Source organism: Tatumella citrea (assembly GCF_002163585.1).
Lineage (GTDB): Bacteria > Pseudomonadota > Gammaproteobacteria > Enterobacterales > Enterobacteriaceae > Tatumella > Tatumella citrea.
Genome location: NZ_CP015579.1, coordinates 1,799,731 through 1,824,825, shown reverse-complemented (window position 1 = coordinate 1,824,825; position 25,095 = coordinate 1,799,731). Strand labels below are relative to the sequence as shown.

Below are 25,095 nucleotides of genomic sequence, written 5' to 3'. Positions count from 1 at the left end.
GTTGGTGTAAAAAGGGTTCATGTGCAGACATGGACCCTTTTTAAATGGAACTTTCGCAAGCTCTCGGCATTATTAATCTCACTGCTCCCGAAGAAGTACAGAGCCTCTCTGACCTGCTCTCTCCTGACCTCATCCTACAGGCGTTTTCCCTCACTGATACCGTCACGCTGCGTAAGCGTAAACTTCCCCTTGAGTCGATGGTCTGGCTGGTTATCGGTATGGCCATATTCAACAATAAGCCCATGAGCCATATCGTGAATTTGATGGATATTGTTGACCGGACCGGACGGTCATTTACCGCACCCAGCTCTGTGATTGCCCGCCGAAAAACACTGGGCGAAGATGCCATCCGGGTCCTGTTTGATCTCACTCAACAACACTGGCACGAAGAAGCCAGACATCCTCTCTGGCACGGGTTGACGCTTAATGCTGTTGATGGCGTTGTCTGGCATACCCGGGACACTCCTGAAAATGCAGAGGCCTTCGGCAAAGCATCTAATCAGCATGGTGAACGCGGTTATCCTCAGGTTCGTATGGTGTGTCTGATGGAACTCAGCAGCCATCTGCTGCGTGCAAGTGTGTCAGGTCGCTACGATATCAACGAAATGCGGCTGGCCGCTCAGCTGGCAGAAAATGCACCGGATAACAGTATTACGCTGTTTGATAAGGGCTTTTACTCTTTAGGGTTGTTACATGACTGGCATAATGCAGGTGAAAATCGCCACTGGCTAACGCCGCTGAAAAAGAACACTCAGTATGAAGTGGTACGAAAGCTCGGCAGGCAGGACGAACTGATACGACTGAAAACCACGCCTCAGGCCAGAAAGCAATGGAAAGGCCTGCCGGAAGAACTCATAGTGAGGCTAATCAGGCGGAAAGTGAACGGGACGGAACGGCAGGTAGTCACTTCCATGACAGATGCGATGCGTTATCCGGCGACTGACGTGGCAGAACTTTATAAGCATCGCTGGGAAATCGAGCTGGGATATCGTGAGGCAAAGCAGTTTTTACTGGGAAACCGCTGGACGCTGAGAAGCCGGTTGCCCGATCTGGTGAAGCAGGAGTTATGGGGAATACTGCTGACGTATAACCTGGTGCGTTACCAGATGATTAAAATGGCGTTCAGCCTGAAAGGAAATTACCTGCCTTACCAGTTGAGCTTCAGCGGTGCAGTATCAGAGATATTACGGCTACTGATCGGTCTGCCGTGGGCTTCACCGGGAGCCATCCCGGGTCACCTTAAACACTTTTACAGTAATGCCGGGATGCTGAAACTGCCACCACGACGAGAACGGGAATATGTGAGAGAAGTGAGGGAGAAAAGGTCGAAATATCCCTTTAAAAACAATGCCGGTCACCTTAAGTGACCGGCATTATCCTGCGGGGCGCCTTTTTTATTCCTTTTTATTTTAATTCAGAGCTAAAAAAAATAAAAATCTACTAAAAATGCGATTTTAGATTAAGGAAAATCCGATTAAAACCTAATGTTTTTACTAAAAAATTTATCATAATTTTTTAATCGCTGTTTCTTTGACCGAATAAGCAAAATTAAGCATGTTCTCATAAAAAATATATTCTCAACTCAAAAAGCTTTGTGTAATACTTATCGGGCTACATGGAGATTAACTCAATCTAGAGGGTAAAATAATGAATCGTACTAAACTGGTACTGGGCGCGGTAATTCTGGGTTCAACTCTGCTGGCTGGTTGTTCTAGCAATGCTAAAATCGACCAACTGTCAAGCGATGTTCAGACTCTGAACACCAAAGTTGACCAGCTGAGCAACGACGTGAACGCAGTGCGTTCTGACGTTCAGGCTGCTAAAGACGACGCAGCTCGCGCTAACCAGCGTCTGGATAACCAGGCTCACGCATACCGTAAGTAAGCGTCCTGGTAATGAAAATGGCGCCCCAGGGGCGCCATTTTTTTTGTTCCGGCTTCCGGTTCAGATTTTCCTGCGCCCTATTTTATCTGCCATCTTCTTCCTGGTACCTCCCTGATTGCTTACCGCTGTCTCTGTCTGACCTGACTTTTCCCGAATGCCTGCCATGTACCTGCTGCACTGAGTTCAACACCCTGCCACCATTAAATCACATTTTCGCATATTCATTATCCTTATAATGAATTTAATGAATATTACCAGTTGCGTTATAGTCTGCCCCACTTACTAACCCCGGTCAGCGGGTTACCTGTCAGAAGATGATTTGTCGGGAGTTTTCATGAGTGCGGAAATCATTGGTATGGTGACAGCCACACCATCCACAGAAGTTGATCAGCCCATCGCCGGGGCGGTAGATCCGGAGTATGTCAGCCGCTTTGCCAAAGCACACGAGGCTGCAGGATTTGACAAAGTTCTGGTCGGTTATTTTTCAAATGGTGCCGAAGGCGCAGTAGTGAGTTCATTTATTGCAGCTGCCACCGAGAAGCTGGGCATTTTACTGGCCTACCGCCCGGGAGTTATCGCTCCGCCACTGGCCGCTCGTCAGTTAGCGACCTTGGATCATTTCAGTCGTGGTCGTTTATCTCTGAACGTTATTACTGGCGGTAGCGACACCGACCAGCAACGGGACGGTGATTTTCTGAATCATGACCAACGCTATCAGCGTACCCGCGAGTATCTTGAAATCCTGAAAACGATCTGGACTTCATCGACCCCGGTCGATTATCACGGAGAGTTTTACCGCTTTGTCGGCGCACTGACAGACGTGAAACCTCTGCAGCACCCCCATATTCCTGTGTACTTCAGTGGCGCCTCAGCTGCCGCTGTTGAAGTAGCCGCTGACCATGCTGATACCTATATGCTGTGGGGAGAGCCACTGGCCGATTTTACCAGACATACGCAGCAGGTACGTCAGGCTGCCAGAGCAAGAGGCCGTGATCCGCGCTTCTCAGTCTCTTTCCGGCCGATAGTTGCAGATACCGAACAACAGGCATGGGCACGGGCCCACGAAATTCTCGAACGAATGCGCGAAAATCGCCAGCGACTAGGCCTTCCGGTCAGTAACCATGCCCCTGCCAACGCTGGTTCGCAACGGCTGCTTGCCGCGGCAAAACGCGGGGAAGTTCTGGACGAGCGCTTATGGATGGGAATAGCTCAACTGACCGGTGCCCAGTGGAACTCTACCGCACTGGTCGGCACACCGGAACAGGTTGCCACAGCACTGGGTAAATATTATCAACAGGGAGCCTCTGCCTTCTTACTGCGCGGTTTTGACCCATTAGAGGACACTATCCGTTACGGTACCGGGCTTATTCCTGCATTACGCGATCACCTTTCCAGCCTTACACCTCTTGCGGAGCAGCACTGATGAAACTGAATGTTATATGGCGCAGCCTGTTGTTAGCATCTCTTGCGGCAGTTGCCGCTCAGGCCAGCGCACAGACCACCCTGAATATTGGTGATCAGAATTACTATAATGTAGAAGCCTCTGTGGAAGCGTCCGGCGTACTGAAGGGAGCGCCCTATACCGTATCATGGAAACACTTCCAGTCGGCAGCCCCGCTGGCAGAAGCGCTGGATGCCGGGGCGCTGGATATCGGATTTCTGGGTGATTCAGGGTTTACTTTTCTGGCCGCCAAAAATGCCCCGGTACGGTTAATCGGTGTTTCACGTCAGAATCCGGACACCATTGCACTACTGGTGGCTAAAAATTCACCGGCAAAAAGTATTCGTGACCTCAAAGGAAAAAAAGTGGCGTACTGGCCAGGTGCCTGGAGCCAGCAATTGATCCTGCGGGCACTGGCGCAGGCCGGGTTGCCGGATGACTATGTCAAATTCGTTAAGCTGATGCCGCTGGATGCTTCTTCGGCACTGATTAACGGCAGTATCGATGCTTTTCCGGTCTGGGAACCTTATGTCTCTCAGCAGATTGTATTTTCCGGGGCAAAAACGCTGCTTACTGCCCGGGGACTCATGCCGGGAATTTCAGCGATTGCGGCCAGCAATCAGGCTATCGATAATCACCGGGCGGAAATCAGCGACTTCCTGAAACGGCTGGTTCTGGCCCGTCAGTGGGTAGCAACCCACAAAACTGAATACGCGGCTATCTGGGCGAAAAAGGCAAACCTGGATCCCACAGTGTCACTGCACTGGATCAGCAATGCCAATATGACCGTCGGGCCTGTTGACCCTCAGGCAGCGCGCGATTTCCAGCAAACCGCCGATTTTTTACATCAGACCGGGACCCTGCCGTCAGCCTTTGATATTCAAAAGGTCACTGACCCTTCCTTTGCGGCAGCATTTACCCAATAGCCTGCCGGCAGTCGAACTGATTAATCACCTGACCCGTAGCCTGCCACTCAGGAACAGAACGCCCCGGATAAAATGATTATCCGGGCATTTTATACTTGCAATAGCCCCGACAAAGATATGATAATGATTATCATTATTGTTAAAGGGTTTGTTATGATGATCTCATTTTCCGGTTGGATAAATCAGCACCTTGAAGAATATCATCAGACACTCAGAAATATGTGCAGGGAGTTTCACACCAGTAAAGCCGAATTAAAAGCCGCAGACAGTTCACTGGCGGTATTACGCGGGTTTAATGATCTCTGCCTGAGTATGGCTGATAAATGTCAGATGCAAGGGGATGATGCGCGTTATACCTCAATACTGCTGGATCTCCACCAGCAATTAATTCATGAAATGGCCGATGAGCAACGTGAGACACTGTTTCGTTTACAGGCATTGCAACTGGCACGCTATTCACTTAGCAGGCTGAGCCATCTGCTGATGCAGGAAGGGGAATGGGAGCAGGTGTGTAGTTTGCAGGAACAGTTCTTTTGTTACTCCGAACAACTTCCCTGAACAGTAGCAGAGGGACGCAGCGGTCCCTCTGATACCAGGGTTTAGCGGACGATTTCCAGTAACGCCTGTACCGGATGACGTACGGCCTCGCCTTCAATCCTTTTCACCTGACTACGGCACGAATAGCCGGTTGCCAGACAGCGGTTGCGTGAACGTTTCTCCATATGTGGCTGCCAGGACAACTGATAAATACCCAGCGAATTCTCCAGGTTTTTGGTTTCATGACCATAGGTCCCTGCCATACCACAACAACCGGCATTCACGGTTTCCAGATTCGCACCAAAACGACTAAAAATAGATTTCCAGCGCGGTGCTGCCATCGGTAGCGCGGTGTTTTCAGTACAGTGCGGGAACAGATACCAGGCGTCGCCGTCCGGTTGCTGCTCGGCCCTGTCAGCAGTCACCTGATCCAGCCATTCATGGGCCAGCAGAACCTTAAAGTCGCCCCGCTTATCCCCCAGTACCTGCTGATACTCATCGCGATAACAGAGAACCAGTGCCGGATCAGTGCCCACCATGGGGATGCCCAGCTCCGCGATCTCATTCAGAAAGTCGGCACTTTTTTGTGCAGTTTTGGCGAAACGCTGCAGGAATCCTTTAACGTGCTGTGCCTTACCGTTAGGGGTAAAGGGTAACAATACCGGCTTAAAGCCCAGCTTGCTAATCAGCCGGATTAAATCGTTTACCAGACTGGCTTCGTAATAGCTGGTAAACGGATCCTGCACCACCAGCACATGTTCCTGCCGTTGAGCCGCAGTCATACCCCGTAAATCCTGAGGTGTTGTCTGTAACGCCTGATGACCTGCCAACTGCTGTTTCAGGGTTGGCGAGGACAATGCCGGCAGATCCACCATCCCGATATGTTTCCTGCTTAACGCCTGCACCTGAGGATTGGTCAGGAAGAAGTTAAACAGACGCGGCGCTTTAGCCATTAATGGCGTATAACTCTCTACCGCTGCAACCAGATGGTCACTGACCGGACGCAGATAACGGCTATGATAAAGTTGCAGAAAGCGTGAGCGGAATGACGGCACATCAATTTTAATCGGGCACTGGGTCGAACAGGCTTTACATCCCAGACAGCCGGACATTGCCTCTTTCACCTCATGCGAGAAATCATAGCTACCTTTCGCAGCCTGACGGGTATTTTTAAGCTTGCTGATAAAGCCCCGCAGACTCAGTACATTTTGCGGTAAGGTTTGTTCCAGTTGTTGTGGATTAATTCCCTGGTCAGCCAGCAAACGCAGCCATTCACGCGTCAGAGTTGCACGCCCTTTAGGGGAATGGAGACGGTTACGGGTGATTTTCATCGACGGACACATCGGGCTGTTTACATCAAAGTTAAAACATAACCCGTTACCATTACACTCCATCGCCCCGCGCCACTCGTCACGCACAGTCACCGGAATCTGCCGGTCAAAGCTGCCCCGGGTCGGACTTTCTATCGGTTTCAGCTGTTCATTACTGCCCAGCGGCGTACAAATTTTTCCGGGATTTAGTCGGTTCCGCGGGTCAAATGCCCGTTTGATACGACGGACCTGGTGAAACAGTTCAGGACCAAAGAAATCTGCCGTATAAGCGCCACGATACCCTTTTCCGTGCTCCCCCCATAACAGGCCGCCGTAGCTGGCCGTCAGAGCAACCACCTGGTCAGAAATACGTTTCATCAACACTTCCTGCTGCGGATCGCACATATCGAGCGCCGGACGAACATGCAATACCCCGGCATCCACATGGCCAAACATTCCGTAACTGAGCCCATGGCCATCCAGCAACGCCCGGAAATCGGTAATGTAGTCTGCCAGGTGCTCCGGAGGTACGGCAGTGTCTTCTACAAACGGGATAGGCTTGGCATGCCCTTTGGCATTGCCCAACAGTCCGACCGCTTTTTTACGCATCGCATAGATGCGTTCCACTTCATCCAGCTGCGTACATAACTGATAGCCAATAATACCGGCCTGTTTGTCAGCCATCAGTTGGTCAAGACGCTCACACAAGTCACTAACCTGGCGGTTGGCCAGTTCAATATCATCACCGGCAAACTCAACCAGATTCAGACCGAGCATCTCCTCACCGGGAACATCGGTAATCAACTCACTCACTGAATGCCAGACAATATCTTCACGGGCGAGATTCAGCACTTTCGAGTCGACCGTCTCAACCGATAACGCTTTCGCCTGAACCAGGAACGGTGCATTGCGCAGCGCTGAGTCAAAACTGTCATACTTGATATTGACCAGCTGGCGGATTTTCGGGATTCGTGTGATATCCAGCCGGGCTTCAGTAATAAAAGCCAGCGTTCCTTCTGATCCACAGAGTATTCTGGTCAGATCAAAGGTCTGTAAATCATCACTCAGCACATGCCGCAGGTCGTAACCGGTAAGAAAGCGGTTTAGCTTAGGGAATTTATCAATAATCAGCTGCCGGTTATCGCGACAGGCACTCAGTACTTCGCTATAAATATTGCCTTCACGGGTCTGCTCTGCAGCAATATTTTCCGCCAGACTCACCGGCATAGCACGGGTATCAATCAGCTCCCCGCCTTCAAGAACTGCCCTTAACCCCAGGACATGATCTGAAGTTTTACCGTAAACCAGCGACCCCTGTCCGGAAGCATCGGTATTAATCATGCCACCAATGGTGGCACGGTTGCTGGTGGATAATTCCGGTGAAAAGAAGAAACCATAAGGCTTCAGCCACTGATTAAGTTGATCTTTAACCACTCCGGCCTGAACCTTAACCCAGCCTTCTTCGGTATTGATTTCGAGGATATGGTTCATATGCCGGGATAAATCGACAATCACCCCCTGATTCAGCGACTGACCATTTGTACCGGTTCCCCCGCCACGGGCAGTAAAAGTCAGCCCGGCAAACTCTGCCTGACCCGCAATCCGGCTGACCAGTGTGACATCAGCCACAGATCGCGGAAATACAATGGCATCAGGCAGGCACTGATAAATACTGTTGTCGACAGACATGCTCAAACGTGCGCCGTAATCGGTCGCAATATCACCGGTAAAACCCTGCTTTGTGAGTGTCTCAATAAATGACAGCACCTGAGGACTCAGCCCCGGTGCCTGGCTTATTTGTGGGATCATGTATTAAAAACCAGGATGTTGTGTTGTTGTAATAGTTACCATAATTGGTTTTACCATATTTTCGCCGTAGCTGCTTTTGTTACTGTGTGAAAAAGTTTAGCGACTACCTCTGTTGTAATGGAGCGAAATACCGCATCATTAGCGTGATCCCCGATGTCGGGTGAATTAATTGAGGTAAAAGGTTGTTATGAGAGCACTGCCGCAGGACAGGGACTTACCGCAAAAGTTATTTACACTGATGTTTTTTATTCTGATGACTGCTGCCAGCTTTTGGGTGGTAGAGCCATTTATTCTCGGTTTTGCATGGGCCGGCATGGTGGTGATAGCAACCTGGGGATTAATGCTGCGTATCCAGAAATATCTTTGGGGACGTCGGTCACTGGCAGTTCTGGTAATGACACTGATTATATTGCTGGTATTTATTCTGCCCATCGCCCTGCTGATAAGCAGCGTCATCGATAACATCGGACCGGTGGTTTCCTGGGCGACTTCGGGACATATCGAAATCCCAAAACTGGAGTGGTTAAGCAATATCCCGCTGATTGGCGATAAGCTCGCAGAGTACTACCAGAAAATGGTCGCCGGTGGTGGCAGCGCTATGATGGCAAAAATACAGCCCTATGTCGGACAAACCACCAGCTTCTTTGTTGCCCAGGCCGGGCATTTTGGCCGTATTGTGGTTCACCTGGCTCTGATGTTGTTGTTCAGCGCCCTGCTTTACTGGCGAGGAGAGCGGGTCGGCCAGGGCATCCGTCATTTTGCATACCGGCTTGCGGGTCGACGCGGTGATGCGGTGGTTCTGTTGGCCAGTCAGGCTATCCGGGCCGTGGCACTGGGCGTGGTAGTTACCGCGCTGTTACAGGGCGTGGTGGGCGGTGTGGGTCTTGCCATATCCGGCATCCCTTACGCGACCATCCTGACTGTGGTGATGATCTTCTGTTGTCTGATTCAGATTGGTCCGTTGCTGGTGCTGATTCCGGCAATTATCTGGCTTTACTGGAGCGGAGATACTACCTGGGGTACCGTGTTGCTGGTATGGAGTTGCGTGGTGGGTACGATGGACAGTTTTGTCCGGCCGATGCTGATTCGCCTTGGAGCTGATTTGCCAATGCTGATTATCCTCTCGGGAGTTATCGGTGGATTAATCTCTTTCGGGATGATTGGCTTGTTTATTGGTCCGGTCGTGCTGGCAGTATCTTACCGTCTGGTATCCGTCTGGATGCATGAAGCGCCTGAGCCGCATGATGATCCTCATCTGGTGGTAGAAGAACTGATAGAAGATGCCCGTAGAACCGCCGAAGAAGCGCGGAACGCCCGTTCCCCGTCGGCCTCTGAATAAGCGTTGTTTCTGCCCCTGAAATCGTTCAGGGGCATTGTTGCTTCCTCTCTGCAATATCCCCTGTCCGGTAATGGGATGATTCCTACAGACCATTAATACAAATAACCATATGATAACAATTAACATTTTCACTACGGCACCCTATTGTGCTGGGTCCCTGAATTGCTGTGTGTAGTCTTTGCCCTTCTCCGAATGGGCATTTTTTTTATCTTCTACTCTCTGAACCCTGCCTTTCAGTCAATAACTCGTATCTTTTTGCTTCTTTCAGTTGAAATCATCCACTGTTCGGTTATCTTTTGTCCCATATCTTCCCGGTATTCTGCCGATGAGAAGCAAAAATTTTGAGACCGAAATGAATAAAACAGATGAACTACGAACTGCTCCGGTGGCGCAGTTAATTACTCCGGCGGAACTAACCAGCCGCTTTCCGTTACCCCCGTCTGTCACTGAAAATATTCTGGCTACCCGCCAGCGGATTAGCCGTATATTACAGGGCAATGACCACCGACTGCTGGTGGTTATCGGCCCCTGTTCACTTCACCATCCGCAGGCTGCTACTGACTATGCGCAGCGCCTGATGGCATTGCGTGAGCGTTACAGTGATCAGTTAGAAATCGTCATGCGTGCTTATTTTGAAAAGCCCCGTACCGTAACCGGCTGGAAAGGACTGATTAATGATCCTGGCCTTGACGGCAGCTATGACATCAATCGGGGCCTGGCTATCGCCCGAAAACTGCTGGTGGACATCAACACTCTTGGAATGCCAACCGCAACAGAATTCCTTGATATGGTGAACGGACAGTTTATTGCTGACCTCATCAGCTGGGGTGCAATTGGTGCACGGACGACGGAAAGCCAAATCCATCGTGAAATGGCTTCAGCACTCTCCTGTCCTGTCGGCTTCAAGAATGGTACCGACGGCAATGTACGCATTGCTATTGATGCTATCCGCGCTGCCCGTGCCAGCCATATGTTTCTTTCTCCGGATAAACAAGGGCAGATGACGATTTACCAGACCAGCGGCAATCCCGACGGTCACATCATCCTGCGGGGAGGTAAGCAGCCTAATTACACCAGCGAGCATATTGCGGCAACACGTCAGTCACTGGAAGAGTTTCATCTGACCCCCAGGCTGGTGGTTGATTTCAGTCACGGTAACTGCCTGAAACAACACCAGCGTCAGTTACTGGTTGCTGAAGATGTAGCACAACAGCTAAAAAGCGGGGAAACGGCCATCGCCGGGGTAATGATTGAAAGCTTTATTGAAGAAGGACAACAAAGTGTAGTGCCAGGCCAACCGCTGGTCTATGGCAAGTCGATCACCGACCCTTGTATTGGCTGGTCAGATACCGAAAGCGTATTAGCACTACTGGCAGACGCAGTGGCTGCCAGCAGGTAACATCACTGACCGGAAGTTAGCTTGAACAGCTGACTTCCAGGGTTTTACCCCATTCCGGTGGACGGTTAAACAGGGCCAACTGATGGTCCTGCAGCTGAAAGGGATTTTGCAAAGCCTGATGCAATGCAGCCAGTGCACTGCTTTCTCCCTTCTCAGTCTCTTCTATCACCTGTTGCGCCAGGTAGTTGCGCAGAATAACCGCCGGGTTAGCCTGCAGCATCGCTTCACGGCGCTGCTGATCACTGATTTGATCGTCAGCCAGACGCTGGCGGTACTTAGCAAACCAATGGTCAAACGAAGCTCGATCAATAAACTCATCACGCAACGGAGAATAAGACTGAAGTTGTTCCGTTTCAGAAAGCAGGCGGAAAGTCCGGCTGTAATCACTTCCCTCGCCCGCCATCAGTGCCAGAAGCTCACTGAGCAGGTCATTATCCAGTGACTGTTGACTGAACAACCCGAGCTTACCGCGCATCAGAGTACCCCAGGTTGACATCAGAGCCCCTTCATAGCCCGCCAGTGCCTGTTTAAGCTGCTCAGCACTCATCAGTGGGGATAAGGCATGGGCCAGTCGGTTGAGGTTCCATAATGCGGCCATAGGCTGATTTTCAAAGCTGTAGCGTCCCTGATAATCGCTATGGTTGCAGATAAACTCCGGGTTGTAGTCATCCATAAAGCCGTAGGGACCATAATCCAGCGTCAGTCCCAGTAACGACATATTATCGGTATTCATTACCCCGTGAGAAAAGCCCACCGCCTGCCAGTGAGCGATCATTACTGCGGTTCGTTTCACCACATCGCTAAACCATAACAGGTAGCGATCCGCCTCATTTACCAGCGACGGCCAGTGATGGCGGATAGCATAGTCTGCCAGTGCCCTGACCTTCTCCGGCTGATTACGATAGAAAAAATGTTCGAAATGACCAAACCGCAGATGGCTTTCAGCAATACGTACCAGCATAGCGCCACGTTCAGTCTGTTCGCGATAGACCGGCTCGTCACTGATTGCCAGACTGAGCGCGCGACTGGTGGGTATTCCCAGCCCCTGCATTGCTTCTGAGGCCAGAAACTCTCTGACCGTAGAACGGATCACCGCCCGTCCGTCACCACTGCGGGAATAAGGAGTCAGCCCGGCACCTTTCAGATGCCAGTCATATTTCTGACCATTAGCCAGCTGTTGTTCACCCAGAAGTAATCCGCGCCCGTCACCTAATTGCCCGGCCCAGACACCAAACTGATGACCGCTGTACACCTGTGCCAACGGCGCCATACCTTCAGCCAGCCCTGCACCATAAAACAGCGGGTGACCGTCACCGGCAAACAACTGCGGGTCGAGTTGCAAGGCTTGAGCCAGCGGCTGATTATGATAGAGCAGACGGCCTTTTTGCAGCGGCGTCGGGGTGACTGCACTGAAAAAATCAGGCAACTCATTGAACCAGGTATTATTAAACTGCATAGCAACTCCGCAGGTCATCCGGTGAAAAATCAGCATCTGTAGTGCTGTCGGGCGGGCATTTTACCCTGTCAGTTAAGAGTATGACAGCGGCAACAGATTGTCCCGCACACAGGGCTACTTCTGTACCGGAATGCAGTGCCTCAGGCGATTAAATCCGTCTCGCCTGCCAGAACACCTTTCGCCAGTAAACATTGTTGAGAGAAGAACGCATCACTCCCCGACTGGTCGAGGCATGAATAAATAAATTGTTATGATCGTAAATACCGACATGCAACCCGTCTTCTCCCCAGCCGGTTTTGAAAAATACCAAATCACCGGGTTTAAGATCTTTTTTACTGATGCGGGTGCCGATTCGGCTTTGCTGACTGGTGGTACGGGGAAGCTGGATATCAAAACGGTTACGGAAGGTCAAAAGAACAAAACCAGAACAATCAATGCCACGACGACTCATTCCCCCCAGACGATAAGGGGTACCATGCCATTCGCTCAACTGAGCATTAAGCTGTGTCATCACCCTGCCAGGGTCAGATAAGCGTGCATCGGGGGAAGGCGCATGGCTACTACAACCGGCCAGTATTAATACCAATAAAGCAACTGCAATACGTATCATACCCGGGGCTCCGAATAAGCAATCCAGCGAACACAGACGCCGCTTTGTGGCCTGCTCTGGCCAGCTACAGTGCCTGTCGGTTAACGGTCATTTCCCCCTGACGGATAACCATATCCGATTACCGGGGATTAATCGTGTCATTCAACTCCGGGGGTGTTTTCAGCAGCTGGTTTTAGCCATCGTTAGTTGCTTAAACCTGCCCGATATTCCCGGAAAAAAAAAGGCCGCAATTGCGGCCTTTTTCACATTGCCTCGTAAAAGAAATTAACCTTTCTTCGGAGCGGCGTTTTCTACACGGCTTTTCAATTTCTGCCCCGGACGGAAAGTCACAACACGACGGGCCGTAATCGGGATATCTTCCCCGGTTTTCGGATTTCTTCCCGGACGTTGGTTCTTATCACGTAAGTCAAAATTGCCAAAGCCTGACAGTTTAACCTGCTCACCATTCTCTAATGCCCTGCGGACTTCTTCAAAAAACAGTTCAACAAGATCTTTCGCATCACGCTTGCTCAGACCAAGTTTTTCAAACAGGTACTCTGACATTTCAGCTTTTGTAAGCGCCATAAGTTCAATCCCTCAAGGTTGCCTGGAATCGCTCTTTTAATGCCGCAACACAGTTAGCAACAGTCGCGGCGATTTCGTCTTCTTCGAGTGTCCGGCTGGTATCCTGCAAAACCAGGCTGATCGCAAGGCTCTTATAACCCTCGCTCACACCCTTACCGCGGTACACGTCAAACAAGTTTACGCCAACTATCTGATTTACGCCAACTTTCCTGCACTCTGCAATTATATCGGCTGCAGGCACGTTTTCGGCCACTACAACAGCGATATCACGACGGTTTGCCGGGAAGCGAGAAATCTCCTTCGCAGCAGGCAGGACGCGGTCTGCGAGGCGATCCCACTCAACTTCAAACACGACTGTCCGGCCATTGAGTGAAAGCTTACGTTCCAGCTCCGGATGCACTACTCCGATAAAACCAATGTATTGATCCTGCAAATAAATCGCAGCACTTTGTCCCGGATGCAGTGCCGGATGTGCTTCAGCCCGGAACTCAGTTTGTGCCAGTTTGCCGGTCAGTTCTAAAACTGACTCAAGGTCGCCTTTCAGATCGAAGAAATCGACCGTTGCACGTTCCTGATCCCAGTGCTCTTCATTACGGGCTCCGGTGATCACTCCAGCCAGCATTGTTTGCTGTTTAATTCCAAGATCAGCACTGCTGTCCGGCACAAAACGCAGACCGCTTTCAAACAACCGGACCCGGCTCTGTTGGCGGTTTTGGTTATACACCACCGCGCCCAGCAGACCTGTCAACAATGACAGACGCATTGCTGACATTTCACTGGAAATCGGGTTAGGCAGAATCAGAGCTTCCTGTCCCGGGTGAACCTGTCCCTGCAGTTTCGGGTCAACAAAACTATAAGTAATGGCTTCCTGATAGCCTTTATCTACCAGCATCGCTTTAACACGTTTAAGTGGCAGGTTGGCTTCACGGTGAACCGGCATTACCAGATCGGCTTTCACCGGCACATCAGGGATGTTGTTGTAGCCGTAAACACGGGCAACTTCTTCTACCAGATCTTCTTCGATTTCCATATCGAAACGCCATCCTGGTGCTACTGCGGTCCACTGATCCTGGCCGACAGTCACATCACAACCCAGACGTTGCAGGATATCTGTGACCTGCTGGTCAGCAATATGATGGCCAATCAGCCGATCCAGTTTTTCACGGCGCAGAGTGATGGTTGCCGGGACAGGTAATGCATCCTTGTGGGTGCGATCAATGACCGGACCAGCTTCACCGCCACAGATATCCAGCAGTAAACGGGTCGCTCTTTCAATCGCAGTGTGTTGCAGAGTCGGATCGACACCACGCTCATAACGGTGGGAAGCATCAGTATGCAGTCCCTGACGGCGGGCACGACCGGTGATAGCCAGCGGATTAAACCAGGCGCTTTCCAACAGCACATTTTGTGTCTGCTCGTTAACGCCAGAATCAGCACCACCGAAAATACCCGCCATCGCCAGCGCTTTTTGTTGATCTGCAATCACCAGAGTATCACTACTCAGTGTTGCTTCACTGCCATCCAGCAGGGTTAGCTTCTCACCTTCAGTCGCCTGGCGAACCACAATCCCGCCCTGCAGACGATCCAGATCGAAGGCGTGCATTGGCTGGCCAAGTTCCAGTAATACGTAGTTAGTGATATCAACGACTGCATCGATAGAACGGATGCCACAACGACGTAATTTTTCAGTCATCCATAACGGGGTTGCAGCAGCAACGTTAATCCCGGTGATCACACGGCCCAGATAGCGTGGGCAGGCATCTGTCGCCTGAATTTCAATCGGGAAACTGCGGTCAGTAGTTGCGGCTACAGGTTCAATGACCGGCTGATTGAGTGCTAAATCATTCAGTACCGCCACATCACGGGCAATCCCGATAATACCCAGACAATCTGCACGGTTCGGGGTAACACTGATTTCAATGGTAGTGTCGTCCAGTTTCAGGTATTCACGGAAGTTAGTGCCAGGAATAGCATCGGCTGGCAGTTCCATAATGCCGTCAGACTCAACGTTGATACCTAATTCAGAATAGGAACACAGCATCCCTTCTGAAGGCTCACCACGCAGTTTTGCTGCCTTAATTTTAAAATCACCTGGCAGTACCGCACCAACCGTTGCTACCGCAACTTTCAACCCCTGACGGCAATTTGGCGCACCACAAACGATGTCCAGCAGGCGATCGCCACCGACATTAATTTTAGTGACGCGTAATTTATCAGCGTTAGGATGTTGACCACATTCGACCACTTCGCCCACGACCACACCGTGGAAAGCTCCGGCAACCGGTGCGACACCGTCAACTTCCAAACCAGCCATAGTAATCTGACCAGACAGCTGCTCACTGCTCAGGGCCGGATTTACCCATTCACGTAACCAAAGCTCACTGAATTTCATTGGATAACCTGCCCTTATTTAAACTGTTTGAGAAAACGCAGATCGTTTTCGAAGAATGCACGTAAATCTGAAACGCCATAGCGCAGCATGGTCAGACGCTCCATACCCATACCGAAGGCAAATCCGGAATAAACTTCAGGATCAATACCTACGTTACGTAATACGTTCGGGTGAACCATCCCGCAGCCCAACACTTCCAGCCATTTACCATTTTTACCCATAACATCGACTTCTGCTGAAGGTTCAGTAAACGGGAAATAAGAAGGACGGAAACGGATCTGCAAATCTTCTTCAAAGAAGTTGTTCAGGAAATCGTGCAGCGTGCCTTTCAGGTTAGTAAAGCTGATGTTCTTATCGACCAGCAGCCCTTCCATCTGATGGAACATTGGAGTGTGTGTCTGGTCGTAATCATTACGATAAACACGTCCAGGCACGATGATACGAATTGGCGGTGCGCTCTTTTCCATGGTGCGGATCTGCATACCGGAAGTCTGGGTACGCAACAAACGCTGAGCATCAAACCAGAAAGTATCGTGATCAGCACGGGCCGGGTGATGGGCCGGAATATTCAGCGCATCGAAGTTGTAATAGGCATCTTCGATTTCCGGACCAGTGACAGTGCTAAAGCCCAGCTCACCAAAAAAGCTTTCAATACGGTCAATGGTACGGGTGACAGGATGTAACCCGCCGTTCTCAATCCGACGGCCTGGCAGAGAGACATCAATCGTCTCTGCAGACAGCCGCGCATTCAGCGCCGCGGATTCAAGGGTCTGTTTACGGGTGTTTAACAGTTCCTGAACCTGCTGTTTGGCTTCATTGATTACAGCACCGGCTGCAGGACGGTCTTCAGCAGGTAACTCACGGAGTGTCGTCATCTGCAGAGTCAGATGGCCTTTTTTACCCAGGTATTCGACGCGTACAGCATCCAGGGTGGCGATATCCGTCGCCTCGTCTATAGCGGCCCGGGCGCGGGCAACTAAATCTGCGAGTTGGGACATGTTTTCCTCTTCTTCTCAGTTAGTCTGGTGTTCTGTTCTTGTGTGGACCGGAGCCCTGATAGTGTTCGCCAGAAACAACAAAGCCTCCACCAGGGAGGCTTTCAGCGCGATTTTTCGTTTCTTTTCTGCTGCGCAAAAGCCCCCGGGATCAGGTGCTAAAGTAAAAAAAGAAACGGAAAATAGCAGGGTTCATTCTTGCGTTACCTTTGTTTTGTCAGAATTAATCACTGGAACGCTATAATAGCAGATTGAAGTCAAATAGTTAGTATTTATCAGAGATAATAAAAAAGGGAGCAAGCTCCCTTTTTTATCTGACTTATGCCAGAACTGATTTCGCTTTTTCAACTAAAGCAGCAAATGCTACTTTGTCGAATACTGCGATGTCAGCCAGAATCTTACGGTCGATTTCAATTGAGGCTTTTTTCAGGCCATTGATGAAACGGCTGTAAGACAGACCATTCTGACGGGCTGCAGCGTTGATACGTGCAATCCACAGCTGGCGGAACTGACGCTTACGTTGACGACGGTCGCGGTATGCGTACTGACCAGCTTTGATAACGGCCTGGAAGGCAACACGATAAACACGTGAACGTGCACCGTAGTAACCTTTAGCTTGTTTTAAGATTTTTTTGTGACGTGCGCGGGCAATTACACCACGTTTTACACGAGCCATAATAGCTCTCCTGTTTTATATTCTGTGAAAAAAAAAGTTAACTTATGCGTACGGCAGGCAGGCAACAACCAGACCCAGATCGCCTTTAGAAACCATGCCTTTAGGGCGCAGGTGACGTTTACGCTTAGTAGACTTTTTAGTCAGAATATGACGCAGGTTAGCGCGTTTACGCTTGAAGCCGCCAGAAGCGGTCTTCTTGAAGCGTTTAGCCGCTCCACGTACAGTTTTAATCTTTGGCATTTTTTAAAATATCCACTTCGCATTGTTAATAAAATGAATCAGCAGGCGCATCCTTCCGCCCTGCCATTACCGGCCGGACAGAAGGATGACTTGAAAGCCTACTGCTTCTTCTTAGGTGCGAGCACCATGATCATCTGGCGGCCTTCGATCCTTGTTGGAAAGGATTCTACAACTGCCAGTTCAGCCAGATCGTCTTTCACGCGGTTAAGCACTTCCATACCGATCTGTTGGTGCGCCATCTCACGTCCACGAAAACGCAGAGTGATTTTAGCTTTATCGCCCTCTTCGAGAAAACGAACCAGGTTGCGTAGTTTGACCTGATAGTCGCCTTCATCTGTACCAGGACGGAATTTAATTTCCTTAACCTGGACAATTTTTTGCTTTTTCTTCTGTTCCTTAGAAGATTTGCTTTTTTCATAGAGGAATTTGCCGTAATCCATAATTCGGCAAACCGGCGGCTCGGCGTTAGGGCTGATTTCAACTAAATCCACGCCTGCTTCTTCAGATTTTTCTAAAGCTTCACGCAGACTGACAATGCCTAACTGCTCACCGTCAACACCCGTCAGACGTACTTCAGTGGCACGGATTTCGCCGTTGATACGATTCGGACGCGTTGGTTGTACTCGTTTTCCGCCTTTAATACCTTACTCCTCCAATTGATGAAGATGTCTGCTGCGTATTTCTTGCTGCAGCTTATCTATAAATACATCGACGTCCATAGAACCTAAGTCAACGCCACGGCGGGTACGCACAGCAACTTTGCCGGCTTCCACTTCTTTTTCACCGCAGACTAACATATAGGGGACACGACGTAATGTGTGTTCGCGGATTTTAAAGCCTATCTTCTCGTTTCTCAAGTCTGCTTTTACACGAATGCCCGCTTTTTGTAATTTTTGGGTTAATTCGTTGACATAATCTGCCTGGCTGTCGGTGATATTCATTAATACCACTTGTAATGGTGCCAGCCAGCTTGGGAAGAAGCCCGCATATTCTTCAGTCAGTATACCAATAAAGCGTTCCATCGAACCCAGAATTGCCCGGTGAATCATTACCGGAGTCTGGCGATCGTTGTTTTCGCCCACATAAGTGGCATCAAGACGTGATGGCAGAGAAAAATCGAGCTGTACTGTACCACACTGCCACGCACGATCCAGACAATCATATAAAGTAAATTCAATTTTCGGGCCATAAAATGCCCCTTCACCTGGCTGATATTCAAATTCGATGTTATTTGAATTCAAAGCTTCGGCCAGATTTTGCTCAGCGCGATCCCATAAATCTTCGCTGCCGATACGTTTTTCCGGACGGGTAGATAATTTAACCACGATTTTTTCGAAGCCAAATGTACCATACATATCGTAGATCATCCGGATACAGCTGTTCACTTCATCCAGAATTTGCTCTTCAGTACAGAAGATATGCGCGTCATCCTGAGTAAAGCCACGCACACGCATCAGCCCGTGCAACGCACCAGACGGCTCATTACGGTGACAGCTACCAAATTCAGCCATTCGCAGTGGCAAATCACGGTATGATTTCAGACCCTGATTAAAGATCTGTACATGGCCCGGACAGTTCATCGGCTTGATGCAATATTCACGGTTTTCCGAGGAAGTGGTGAACATCGCTTCTTTGTAGTTTTCCCAGTGCCCTGTTTTTTCCCACAGAACACGGTCCATCATAAACGGACCTTTCACTTCCTGGTACTGGTACTCTTTCAGCTTGGTACGAACAAAGACTTCCAGTTCACGGAAGATAGTCCAGCCATCGTTATGCCAGAACACCATACCAGGAGCTTCTTCCTGCATATGGTACAGGTCGAGCTGTTTTCCGATTTTGCGGTGGTCACGTTTAGCCGCTTCTTCCAGACGCTTCAGATAGGCTGCCAGCTGCTTTTTATCAGCCCATGCAGTACCGTAGATACGTTGCAGCATTTTATTATTGCTGTCACCACGCCAGTAAGCACCCGAAGTTTTCTGCAGTTTGAAATGGTGACAGAAACGCATATTCGGCACGTGCGGTCCACGGCACATGTCGATATATTCTTCATGATGGTACAGGCCTGGCCGGTCATCATGGCTGATATTTTCATCGAGAATCGCTATCTTGTAGCCTTCTCCGCGTGATTCGAAAGTGTCACGCGCTTCCTGCCAGCTGACTTTCTTTTTAATCACGTCGTAATTGGTTTCTGCCAGTTGATGCATCCGCTTTTCAAGCAGTTCCAGATCTTCCTGGGTCAGGGTATGATCCATATCGACATCATAATAGAAACCGTGGTCAATCACCGGACCGATAGCCATTTTGGTATCTGGCCACAGTTGCTTGATTGCATGACCTAACAGGTGAGCACAGGAGTGGCGAATAATTTCGATACCCGCTTCATCTTTGGCGGTAATAATGGCAACAGTTGCATCGTCGGTAATCGGATCGACGGCGTCAACCAGTTCACCATTCACCCGACCTGCGATACAGGCTTTCGCCAGACCAGGACCAATATCCTGCGCAATATCCATTACACTGACCGCATGGTCATAAGAACGCTGACTTCCATCAGGAAGAGTAATAACTGGCATTTCATATCCTTAATTGCAGTGGTAACCCACACGAAAGGCTACATACAAAGATTGATTTTAATTTAAATTCAAAAACTTACATCACTTTCCGATTGATGTTTTTAGGATTTGGTACACCAACGGGTACACAAAACATTATCCCTGTTACCTTAAAACGGAAGCAACAGCAGTAATGTTACATGTTAATGGCTGGTACGAAAAGGGAGAGATTCGCTTTAAAATCATTTCAGCAAACGGAGATAACTCTTTGGAAGTCAAAAGCTCTTCTGTACCAACTTAACCACATCCTTCACCTGAGCGGGGGTCCTGATACTGCCACGGACTCACCGGTCCACCGGCAGTGTAATCCTGTTTCGCAAACTTTTCCGCCACAAGTAGCGGGTTCAGTTATCCGGTTACTATTCGGTTTTTTTCGATTTAACCGGCCGGTTTTACGGTGATATGCCATTTTGGGGGAAGAAAAAAAGTCGTTTTTTAGGTCTGATATTTAAATCCCCGGGGATAAAATTAAATGTCAGGAACAGGAAAAATGTTCAATCAAGAAAACGAATCCCCCGGAGAACAAAACAACCTCAAAAATTATTTTCAGGAAATTTAAATAATTAAGGTTTCGCTCACAATTTCAGAAAAAAGTGATCAGCCGATACCCTTCAGACAGTAATGATTAAAAGGCTGAAATAGAACCAGCCCCAAAAAATCAAATGAGGACTCTTTCTTTATTCATTTGGCTGACAAACTGCCCGATGACTAATGACATTTTTATCAGATACTCTTCAGCCTTAGTGACAGGAAATTCAAAAACCACACAATTTTCGACACCTAAAGAGACAAAAAAAGTCATCTGACTCTTTAAATATTTCCACCTTAACACCAAAAAAATCGAGCTTATCATGCACCGTTTTATGGGCCGTGATAATGTTGAAGTGCAAATGCCTGTCGGCACCGACCGGCAAGCCATACAGGTTTACAGACTCGTAGTCGTCGTATCTAAAATCGCTGATGAAAGCTGAATAATTAACAGCTTCGGAAGGAGAGGTTAAAAGGCTTTCATATGAAACAAAAATTTTGTTCCCGAGGTCAACGAGTTCTAAAATATGATTATTTCTTTCAGAATGACTTTTCCTTTTCTCCTGCAATTTTGACGCGATATATCTATATAAATTAGCTATCGCAATTTCCATTTGTCGGGGAATGCCATTCATCATAAGCGCCATAAAGGTTAATTGATAGCTTTTTATAATAAAATTTCTGACAAAAATACAAATTGCAGTCTCACAGGAAAATGGCGCCTGTTATGCTGTCAGAGTTACTGTCTTTTTCGGGAAAATCACAACAGATATTTTTTAAAATTCGACCTTACATCACCAGATTTATCAAATTACGGTAAATCAATTCACAAATATGAAAAAGCCCTCGCACCTTACGAGGACTTATTCCAATAGACTATTTTTCAGCGTTTAGCTACCAACTCTGGTACTTTCTCACTGATGTGTTCATCCGCACGTTCTGAAGTATCAATTATCCGGTAATGAGCCATCGCTCCCTTGTCATTCTTTAGCGGCTGAGGATGAATACCCTCTGCAATTCCGCTGAATGAAACCACCAGCAATAACCCGGCAATTGCCATTCTGTTTAGCACAGTTTATCTTCTCTCTTCAGCTACAGGAGTTGCTATGGTAGAGGGCATTACGTAATGAAATGTCCGTTGAGTCTAAAGTTGGCGGCGAGTTTGTTTCCACTGTCTGCGATGTTGCTGAATCAGCGTTAAAGTACTGCGAAAGATGAAACAGCTAACAGTAAATTCAGCTACCTAATCCATAGGAGAGATAGTGCAGTTTGTTTGCTGACAACCGGAGTTTGCAAGACTCTGCCTGCCGTGTTCATCAGGATGTGAAGATTGAACTCACCGAAAAGTCTGAGGAAATCACCCAACAGAAAACAAACCAGCGGTCGAAACCACTGGCAGATGACAGAAATTAGCTGACTTCATCATCAAAGCCGGTAAACCCCGGAAGATGAGCGTAGAGATCGCGACAGACACCAATAATGTGCTGTTTCATCAGTTCAACAGCCTTATCTGCATCCCTGTGTTTGCAGGCTGCCAGAATTGCACGGTGCTCAATATCAGCATTTGTCAGACCTTCAGCTACCGTCAATTGCAGACGCATATAACGCTCAATTTTATCGTGGATTGAACGTAGCATGTCCATCATAAAAGGACGATTAGCTGCTGCATAGAAGGCTGCATGGATATCCCAGTTTAGTTCAGCCCAACGACTGGGGTCCTGTTCTGCAATAAAGCGGTCACAGGCATCACTGATTCGGACAATGTGACCATCTGTCATTTGTGCTACAGCAAGCTGCATCAGCTTAGATTCCAGTAACACCCTGACTTCAAACATCTGCGCCAGTTCAGGTTCAGTAATGGTCGCCACCACCGCCCCCCGGTTACGATAGAAAATTACCAGCCCTTCCGCCTCAAGCAGTTTTAGCGCTTCACGAACCGGTATTTTGCTGACATTAAATAATCCGGCAATGACATCCTGGCGGATAGGTTCATTTTCACTCATCTCTCCGGAGATGATGGCTTCCCGTAAATATTTAGCAATAATGACTGACGCGGAAGGCGTTGAACCAATATCAGGAATATCTGCTTTCAATTTCAACTCTGTTTGCCTCTGAATCTGACGTAATTTATTGTTCCGCAAACCAGGTGATAACTCACCTGGTCACATTTCCCTGTGGCAGTCCGGACAGGCGGGAAAATGGTCACATTATCCCCTGCCGGTTCCCTGCAACAACCTTTCTGCACATCAGCTTTGAATAACAGACTGTGCGGTAACAAACCAAAAATCACCAGGTTGCTGCAACCGATAGCAGGCAGCTAATCGCCACCCATCGTATACGTTATCCAGATTAGTGGATGGCCGCTGAAATAACAACCTCCGCCTGAACAAAAGGTTAACACAACGAGCGGTCTTCCACGCCAGCCTACAACAGCACCAGCATAACCGAATCAATGATGCAGAATGATTACAGTTTCGCAACAGAGTTATCTGCAGGTTACAAAGTTTCCGTTCTGAAACAATTACTCTATGAAATTAATAAAAACTGTCATAGCAATCGTCAAGGCTGGTGCTACTCTTTGATCAGTTATTGCAGGAGAGTTTTTTAATGAAAAAGTACGTAGTTACACTGGCTCTGGCCAGCGCATTAGTGATGTCTCAGGCTGCTATGGCAGCCGGTTGTATTAAAGGTGCAGTTGTAGGCGGCGTGGCTGGTCATATGGCCCACCACCATGCAGTGCTTGGCGCAGTATCTGGCTGTGTTATCGGCCATCATATGGCGAAAAAAGCGGCAGCCGAGAAAGCAGCTCAACAAAAACAGCAACAGCAACAACAGGCAAACGGTTAATTTTTGCCGCTCTGCGGTCTGAAAATTACTGCCCTTCTGTATAAGAACGGTTGTCGGAAAATCATCCGGCAACCGTATTCAATGCTTTACTCCCATACTGCCCGGCTTACTCTTCCACGCTTGCTCTGTTGCAGCTTAAATACTGTCCTCCTTAACTCCGGAACTTAATCTTTTTACTGCGCGTTGATTTGTGCAAGGTGAATTAGCCGGAAAAAAAAACAGGCCCCCTTTCTGTACGGCCTGTGCGAGATGAAGTTCGCTGGCGACTAAGGGAGCCTGTTTCTGTTAACCATGACACTGCTATGCAGCGCTGCGGTTAGTCCGTTATTACATATTGTAGCTCAGCATAACGGTAGTTTTGGTATCGGTATGATCCGGTGCACTGGCTGGCGGAGTATTGTTCCAGGTCACGTCATACGCCACTTTCAGAGAAAAATCAGTATTGATAGCCACCTGGATCCCGGTTTCGGAGTTCAGAGTAGTATCATCACCTAAGGTACTCAGCGCAGAGACACCCTGAATAAATTTGGTCGTGTCAGTCAGTTGGTACTGATAACTCATAGCACCATAAGCCAGGGCTTTGGTCGCATGGCCTCCGCCCTGGTACTCGTCATAACGTACACCCGGACCGAATTCAACACGCAGTGAATGCACAGGCCCGTTAAGAATCTGACGACCATAACCGGTAGCCAGTGTGTCACGACTTCTGTAACCGTTAAAACGGTCGCTTAACCAGCTGGCCTGACCAAACAGGTAATCACTGCTGTTCAGGTTATAACGGGTACGTCCACCAATGGTATATGTCTCGGATGAACGTTGATCATCAGAAGAGGTGTTAGACGCATTACCCCAAAGACTGTACGCCATATCAGACTTATACCAGGTCATATTAGTCTGAGCAGTCAGTGAGGAACTGGTGGTGTTCCCTGTCTGAGCCAGGTAACCTGCCGCCGCGGTTCCGACAAACGGTTTTTTAGCGGTTGAAGGATCATCCATGGACGTAAAAACGGAGTTATCTGCAAAAGCCTGATGCCCCAAAACCCCTGCAGTCAGCAGTAATGCTGTAGAAATTTTATTGAAAACTTTCATTAATAAGACCTGTAGCGACGACGTTGTTAAAAGCTAAGCCCGAATACTTCCAAACAGCATTAAATGCTTTAAGCCTGCCTTTTGTAAAAAACCATTAGTTGACATTGATTGTCAAAAAAAAGTGACAGGCCTTAACGTTATTCAGATCAATCTGAACAACGCTGCGTATCATATGCCCGAAAAAAAAAATAGGAAGAAAAATTACATAAAACAGCCAGCGGAATGTTTCTAAATATTTCATCGGTAAGGGCTTTGTTAATTTCAGTCGTAATGCTTATCTTTTAGCCGGAATTAATGAGTTTTAATCATAGCCGGCGAATGATTTCAGGTGGCCGCAATGCAATAAAATCCCTGTTACCTACGGTAGATCGCAAATCAGGTTATTACGGCTGGAATTCATTGCCTGACACAGGTTACAATTTGACCACACAGCGAAAAGTG

Annotated in this window: 23 protein-coding genes and 1 other annotated feature; of the genes, 8 read left to right on the top strand and 15 right to left on the bottom strand. The window is 48.7% G+C overall.

Annotated features, from left to right (window positions below; all coding sequences use genetic code 11):
• The first annotated feature begins 44 nt into the window (after positions 1-44).
• The 5 genes from A7K98_RS08705 (at position 45) to A7K98_RS08685 (ending at position 4,809) form a co-directional block, all read left to right on the top strand.
• Positions 45-1,367 carry an IS4 family transposase gene (locus A7K98_RS08705; protein WP_087488192.1) on the top strand — a complete coding sequence of 441 codons (1,323 nt, stop codon included), beginning with the start codon at positions 45-47 and terminating at the stop codon, positions 1,365-1,367.
• Between the two features lie 280 nt (positions 1,368-1,647).
• Entirely contained in the window at positions 1,648-1,884 is a 237-nt protein-coding gene (locus tag A7K98_RS08700) for a major outer membrane lipoprotein (RefSeq protein ID WP_025901922.1), read from the top strand.
• Positions 1,885-2,218: 334 nt separating this feature from the next.
• A complete protein-coding gene (locus tag A7K98_RS08695) occupies positions 2,219-3,307 on the top strand; it encodes an LLM class flavin-dependent oxidoreductase (RefSeq protein WP_087488191.1) in 1,089 nt (362 codons plus the stop codon).
• Positions 3,307-4,251, top strand: coding sequence for an ABC transporter substrate-binding protein (locus A7K98_RS08690; RefSeq protein WP_087488190.1), 945 nt, complete (start codon positions 3,307-3,309; stop codon positions 4,249-4,251). Before A7K98_RS08695 ends, A7K98_RS08690 begins: the two co-directional genes overlap by 1 nt.
• Positions 4,252-4,404: 153 nt before the next feature.
• On the top strand, positions 4,405-4,809 hold the full coding sequence (locus tag A7K98_RS08685; protein WP_157665914.1) for a hypothetical protein: 405 nt from the start codon (positions 4,405-4,407) through the stop codon (positions 4,807-4,809).
• A 41-nt stretch (positions 4,810-4,850) separates the two neighbouring features.
• Here A7K98_RS08685 and ydiJ read toward each other — a convergent pair whose 3' ends face one another.
• Positions 4,851-7,907 (bottom strand): D-2-hydroxyglutarate dehydrogenase YdiJ, encoded by a 3,057-nt coding sequence (gene ydiJ / locus A7K98_RS08680; protein WP_087488188.1) that lies wholly within the window; start codon positions 7,905-7,907, stop codon positions 4,851-4,853.
• Between the two features lie 187 nt (positions 7,908-8,094).
• On the opposite strand from ydiJ, the gene ydiK reads away from it, so the two are divergent.
• Together ydiK and A7K98_RS08670 are read left to right on the top strand one after the other, a co-directional pair.
• The gene (gene ydiK / locus A7K98_RS08675) at positions 8,095-9,246 is read left to right on the top strand and encodes an AI-2E family transporter YdiK (protein WP_087488187.1); all 1,152 of its coding nucleotides are present in this window, start codon (positions 8,095-8,097) and stop codon (positions 9,244-9,246) included.
• A 352-nt stretch (positions 9,247-9,598) separates the two neighbouring features.
• Complete coding sequence (locus tag A7K98_RS08670; protein ID WP_087490432.1) at positions 9,599-10,645, top strand: 3-deoxy-7-phosphoheptulonate synthase; 1,047 nt, start codon at positions 9,599-9,601, stop codon at positions 10,643-10,645.
• A gap of 16 nt (positions 10,646-10,661) precedes the next feature.
• Here the strand turns inward: A7K98_RS08670 and A7K98_RS08665 are convergent, their stop codons facing one another.
• The 13 genes from A7K98_RS08665 to A7K98_RS08610 form a co-directional block, all read right to left on the bottom strand.
• Positions 10,662-12,101 (bottom strand): protein adenylyltransferase SelO, encoded by a 1,440-nt coding sequence (locus A7K98_RS08665; protein WP_087490431.1) that lies wholly within the window; start codon positions 12,099-12,101, stop codon positions 10,662-10,664.
• 148 nt (positions 12,102-12,249) lie between these two features.
• Positions 12,250-12,711, bottom strand: a complete 462-nt coding sequence (locus A7K98_RS08660) for a C40 family peptidase (RefSeq protein WP_087488186.1) — start codon at positions 12,709-12,711, stop codon at positions 12,250-12,252.
• Positions 12,712-12,975: 264 nt separating this feature from the next.
• On the bottom strand, positions 12,976-13,275 hold the full coding sequence (gene ihfA / locus A7K98_RS08655; RefSeq protein WP_038020529.1) for an integration host factor subunit alpha: 300 nt from the start codon (positions 13,273-13,275) through the stop codon (positions 12,976-12,978).
• 4 nt (positions 13,276-13,279) lie between these two features.
• Positions 13,280-15,667: a phenylalanine--tRNA ligase subunit beta gene (gene pheT, locus A7K98_RS08650; RefSeq protein WP_087488185.1), complete on the bottom strand. Its 2,388-nt coding sequence runs from the start codon at positions 15,665-15,667 to the stop codon at positions 13,280-13,282.
• Positions 15,668-15,681: 14 nt separating this feature from the next.
• Positions 15,682-16,665 carry a phenylalanine--tRNA ligase subunit alpha gene (gene pheS, locus A7K98_RS08645; RefSeq protein WP_087488184.1) on the bottom strand — a complete coding sequence of 328 codons (984 nt, stop codon included), beginning with the start codon at positions 16,663-16,665 and terminating at the stop codon, positions 15,682-15,684.
• 73 nt (positions 16,666-16,738) lie between these two features.
• Positions 16,739-16,863 (bottom strand) — a sequence feature (Phe leader region).
• Complete coding sequence (gene pheM / locus A7K98_RS21305) at positions 16,814-16,858, bottom strand: pheST operon leader peptide PheM (protein WP_156994596.1); 45 nt, start codon at positions 16,856-16,858, stop codon at positions 16,814-16,816. Its footprint overlaps the feature before it by 45 nt.
• A gap of 118 nt (positions 16,864-16,981) precedes the next feature.
• A complete protein-coding gene (rplT, locus tag A7K98_RS08635; protein ID WP_038020526.1) occupies positions 16,982-17,338 on the bottom strand; it encodes a 50S ribosomal protein L20 in 357 nt (118 codons plus the stop codon).
• 42 nt (positions 17,339-17,380) lie between these two features.
• Entirely contained in the window at positions 17,381-17,578 is a 198-nt protein-coding gene (gene rpmI / locus A7K98_RS08630; RefSeq protein ID WP_011146889.1) for a 50S ribosomal protein L35, read from the bottom strand.
• Positions 17,579-17,676: 98 nt separating this feature from the next.
• Positions 17,677-18,219, bottom strand: coding sequence for a translation initiation factor IF-3 (gene infC / locus A7K98_RS08625; protein ID WP_087488182.1), 543 nt, complete (start codon positions 18,217-18,219; stop codon positions 17,677-17,679).
• Between the two features lie 3 nt (positions 18,220-18,222).
• Positions 18,223-20,151, bottom strand: coding sequence for a threonine--tRNA ligase (gene thrS / locus A7K98_RS08620; protein ID WP_087488181.1), 1,929 nt, complete (start codon positions 20,149-20,151; stop codon positions 18,223-18,225).
• A 794-nt stretch (positions 20,152-20,945) separates the two neighbouring features.
• Positions 20,946-21,356 (bottom strand): hypothetical protein, encoded by a 411-nt coding sequence (locus tag A7K98_RS08615; RefSeq protein WP_157665912.1) that lies wholly within the window; start codon positions 21,354-21,356, stop codon positions 20,946-20,948.
• A 245-nt stretch (positions 21,357-21,601) separates the two neighbouring features.
• Positions 21,602-21,790 (bottom strand): hypothetical protein, encoded by a 189-nt coding sequence (locus tag A7K98_RS21300; RefSeq protein ID WP_157665910.1) that lies wholly within the window; start codon positions 21,788-21,790, stop codon positions 21,602-21,604.
• Positions 21,791-22,127: 337 nt separating this feature from the next.
• Positions 22,128-22,817, bottom strand: coding sequence for a GntR family transcriptional regulator (locus tag A7K98_RS08610; protein WP_087490430.1), 690 nt, complete (start codon positions 22,815-22,817; stop codon positions 22,128-22,130).
• Between the two features lie 508 nt (positions 22,818-23,325).
• Here A7K98_RS08610 and A7K98_RS08605 point away from each other — a divergent pair.
• Positions 23,326-23,565 (top strand): hypothetical protein, encoded by a 240-nt coding sequence (locus A7K98_RS08605; RefSeq protein WP_087488179.1) that lies wholly within the window; start codon positions 23,326-23,328, stop codon positions 23,563-23,565.
• Positions 23,566-23,892: 327 nt separating this feature from the next.
• On the opposite strand, the gene A7K98_RS08600 is transcribed toward A7K98_RS08605, so the two are convergent.
• Positions 23,893-24,654, bottom strand: a complete 762-nt coding sequence (locus A7K98_RS08600) for a DUF481 domain-containing protein (RefSeq protein ID WP_087488178.1) — start codon at positions 24,652-24,654, stop codon at positions 23,893-23,895.
• Positions 24,655-25,095: the final 441 nt, after the last annotated feature.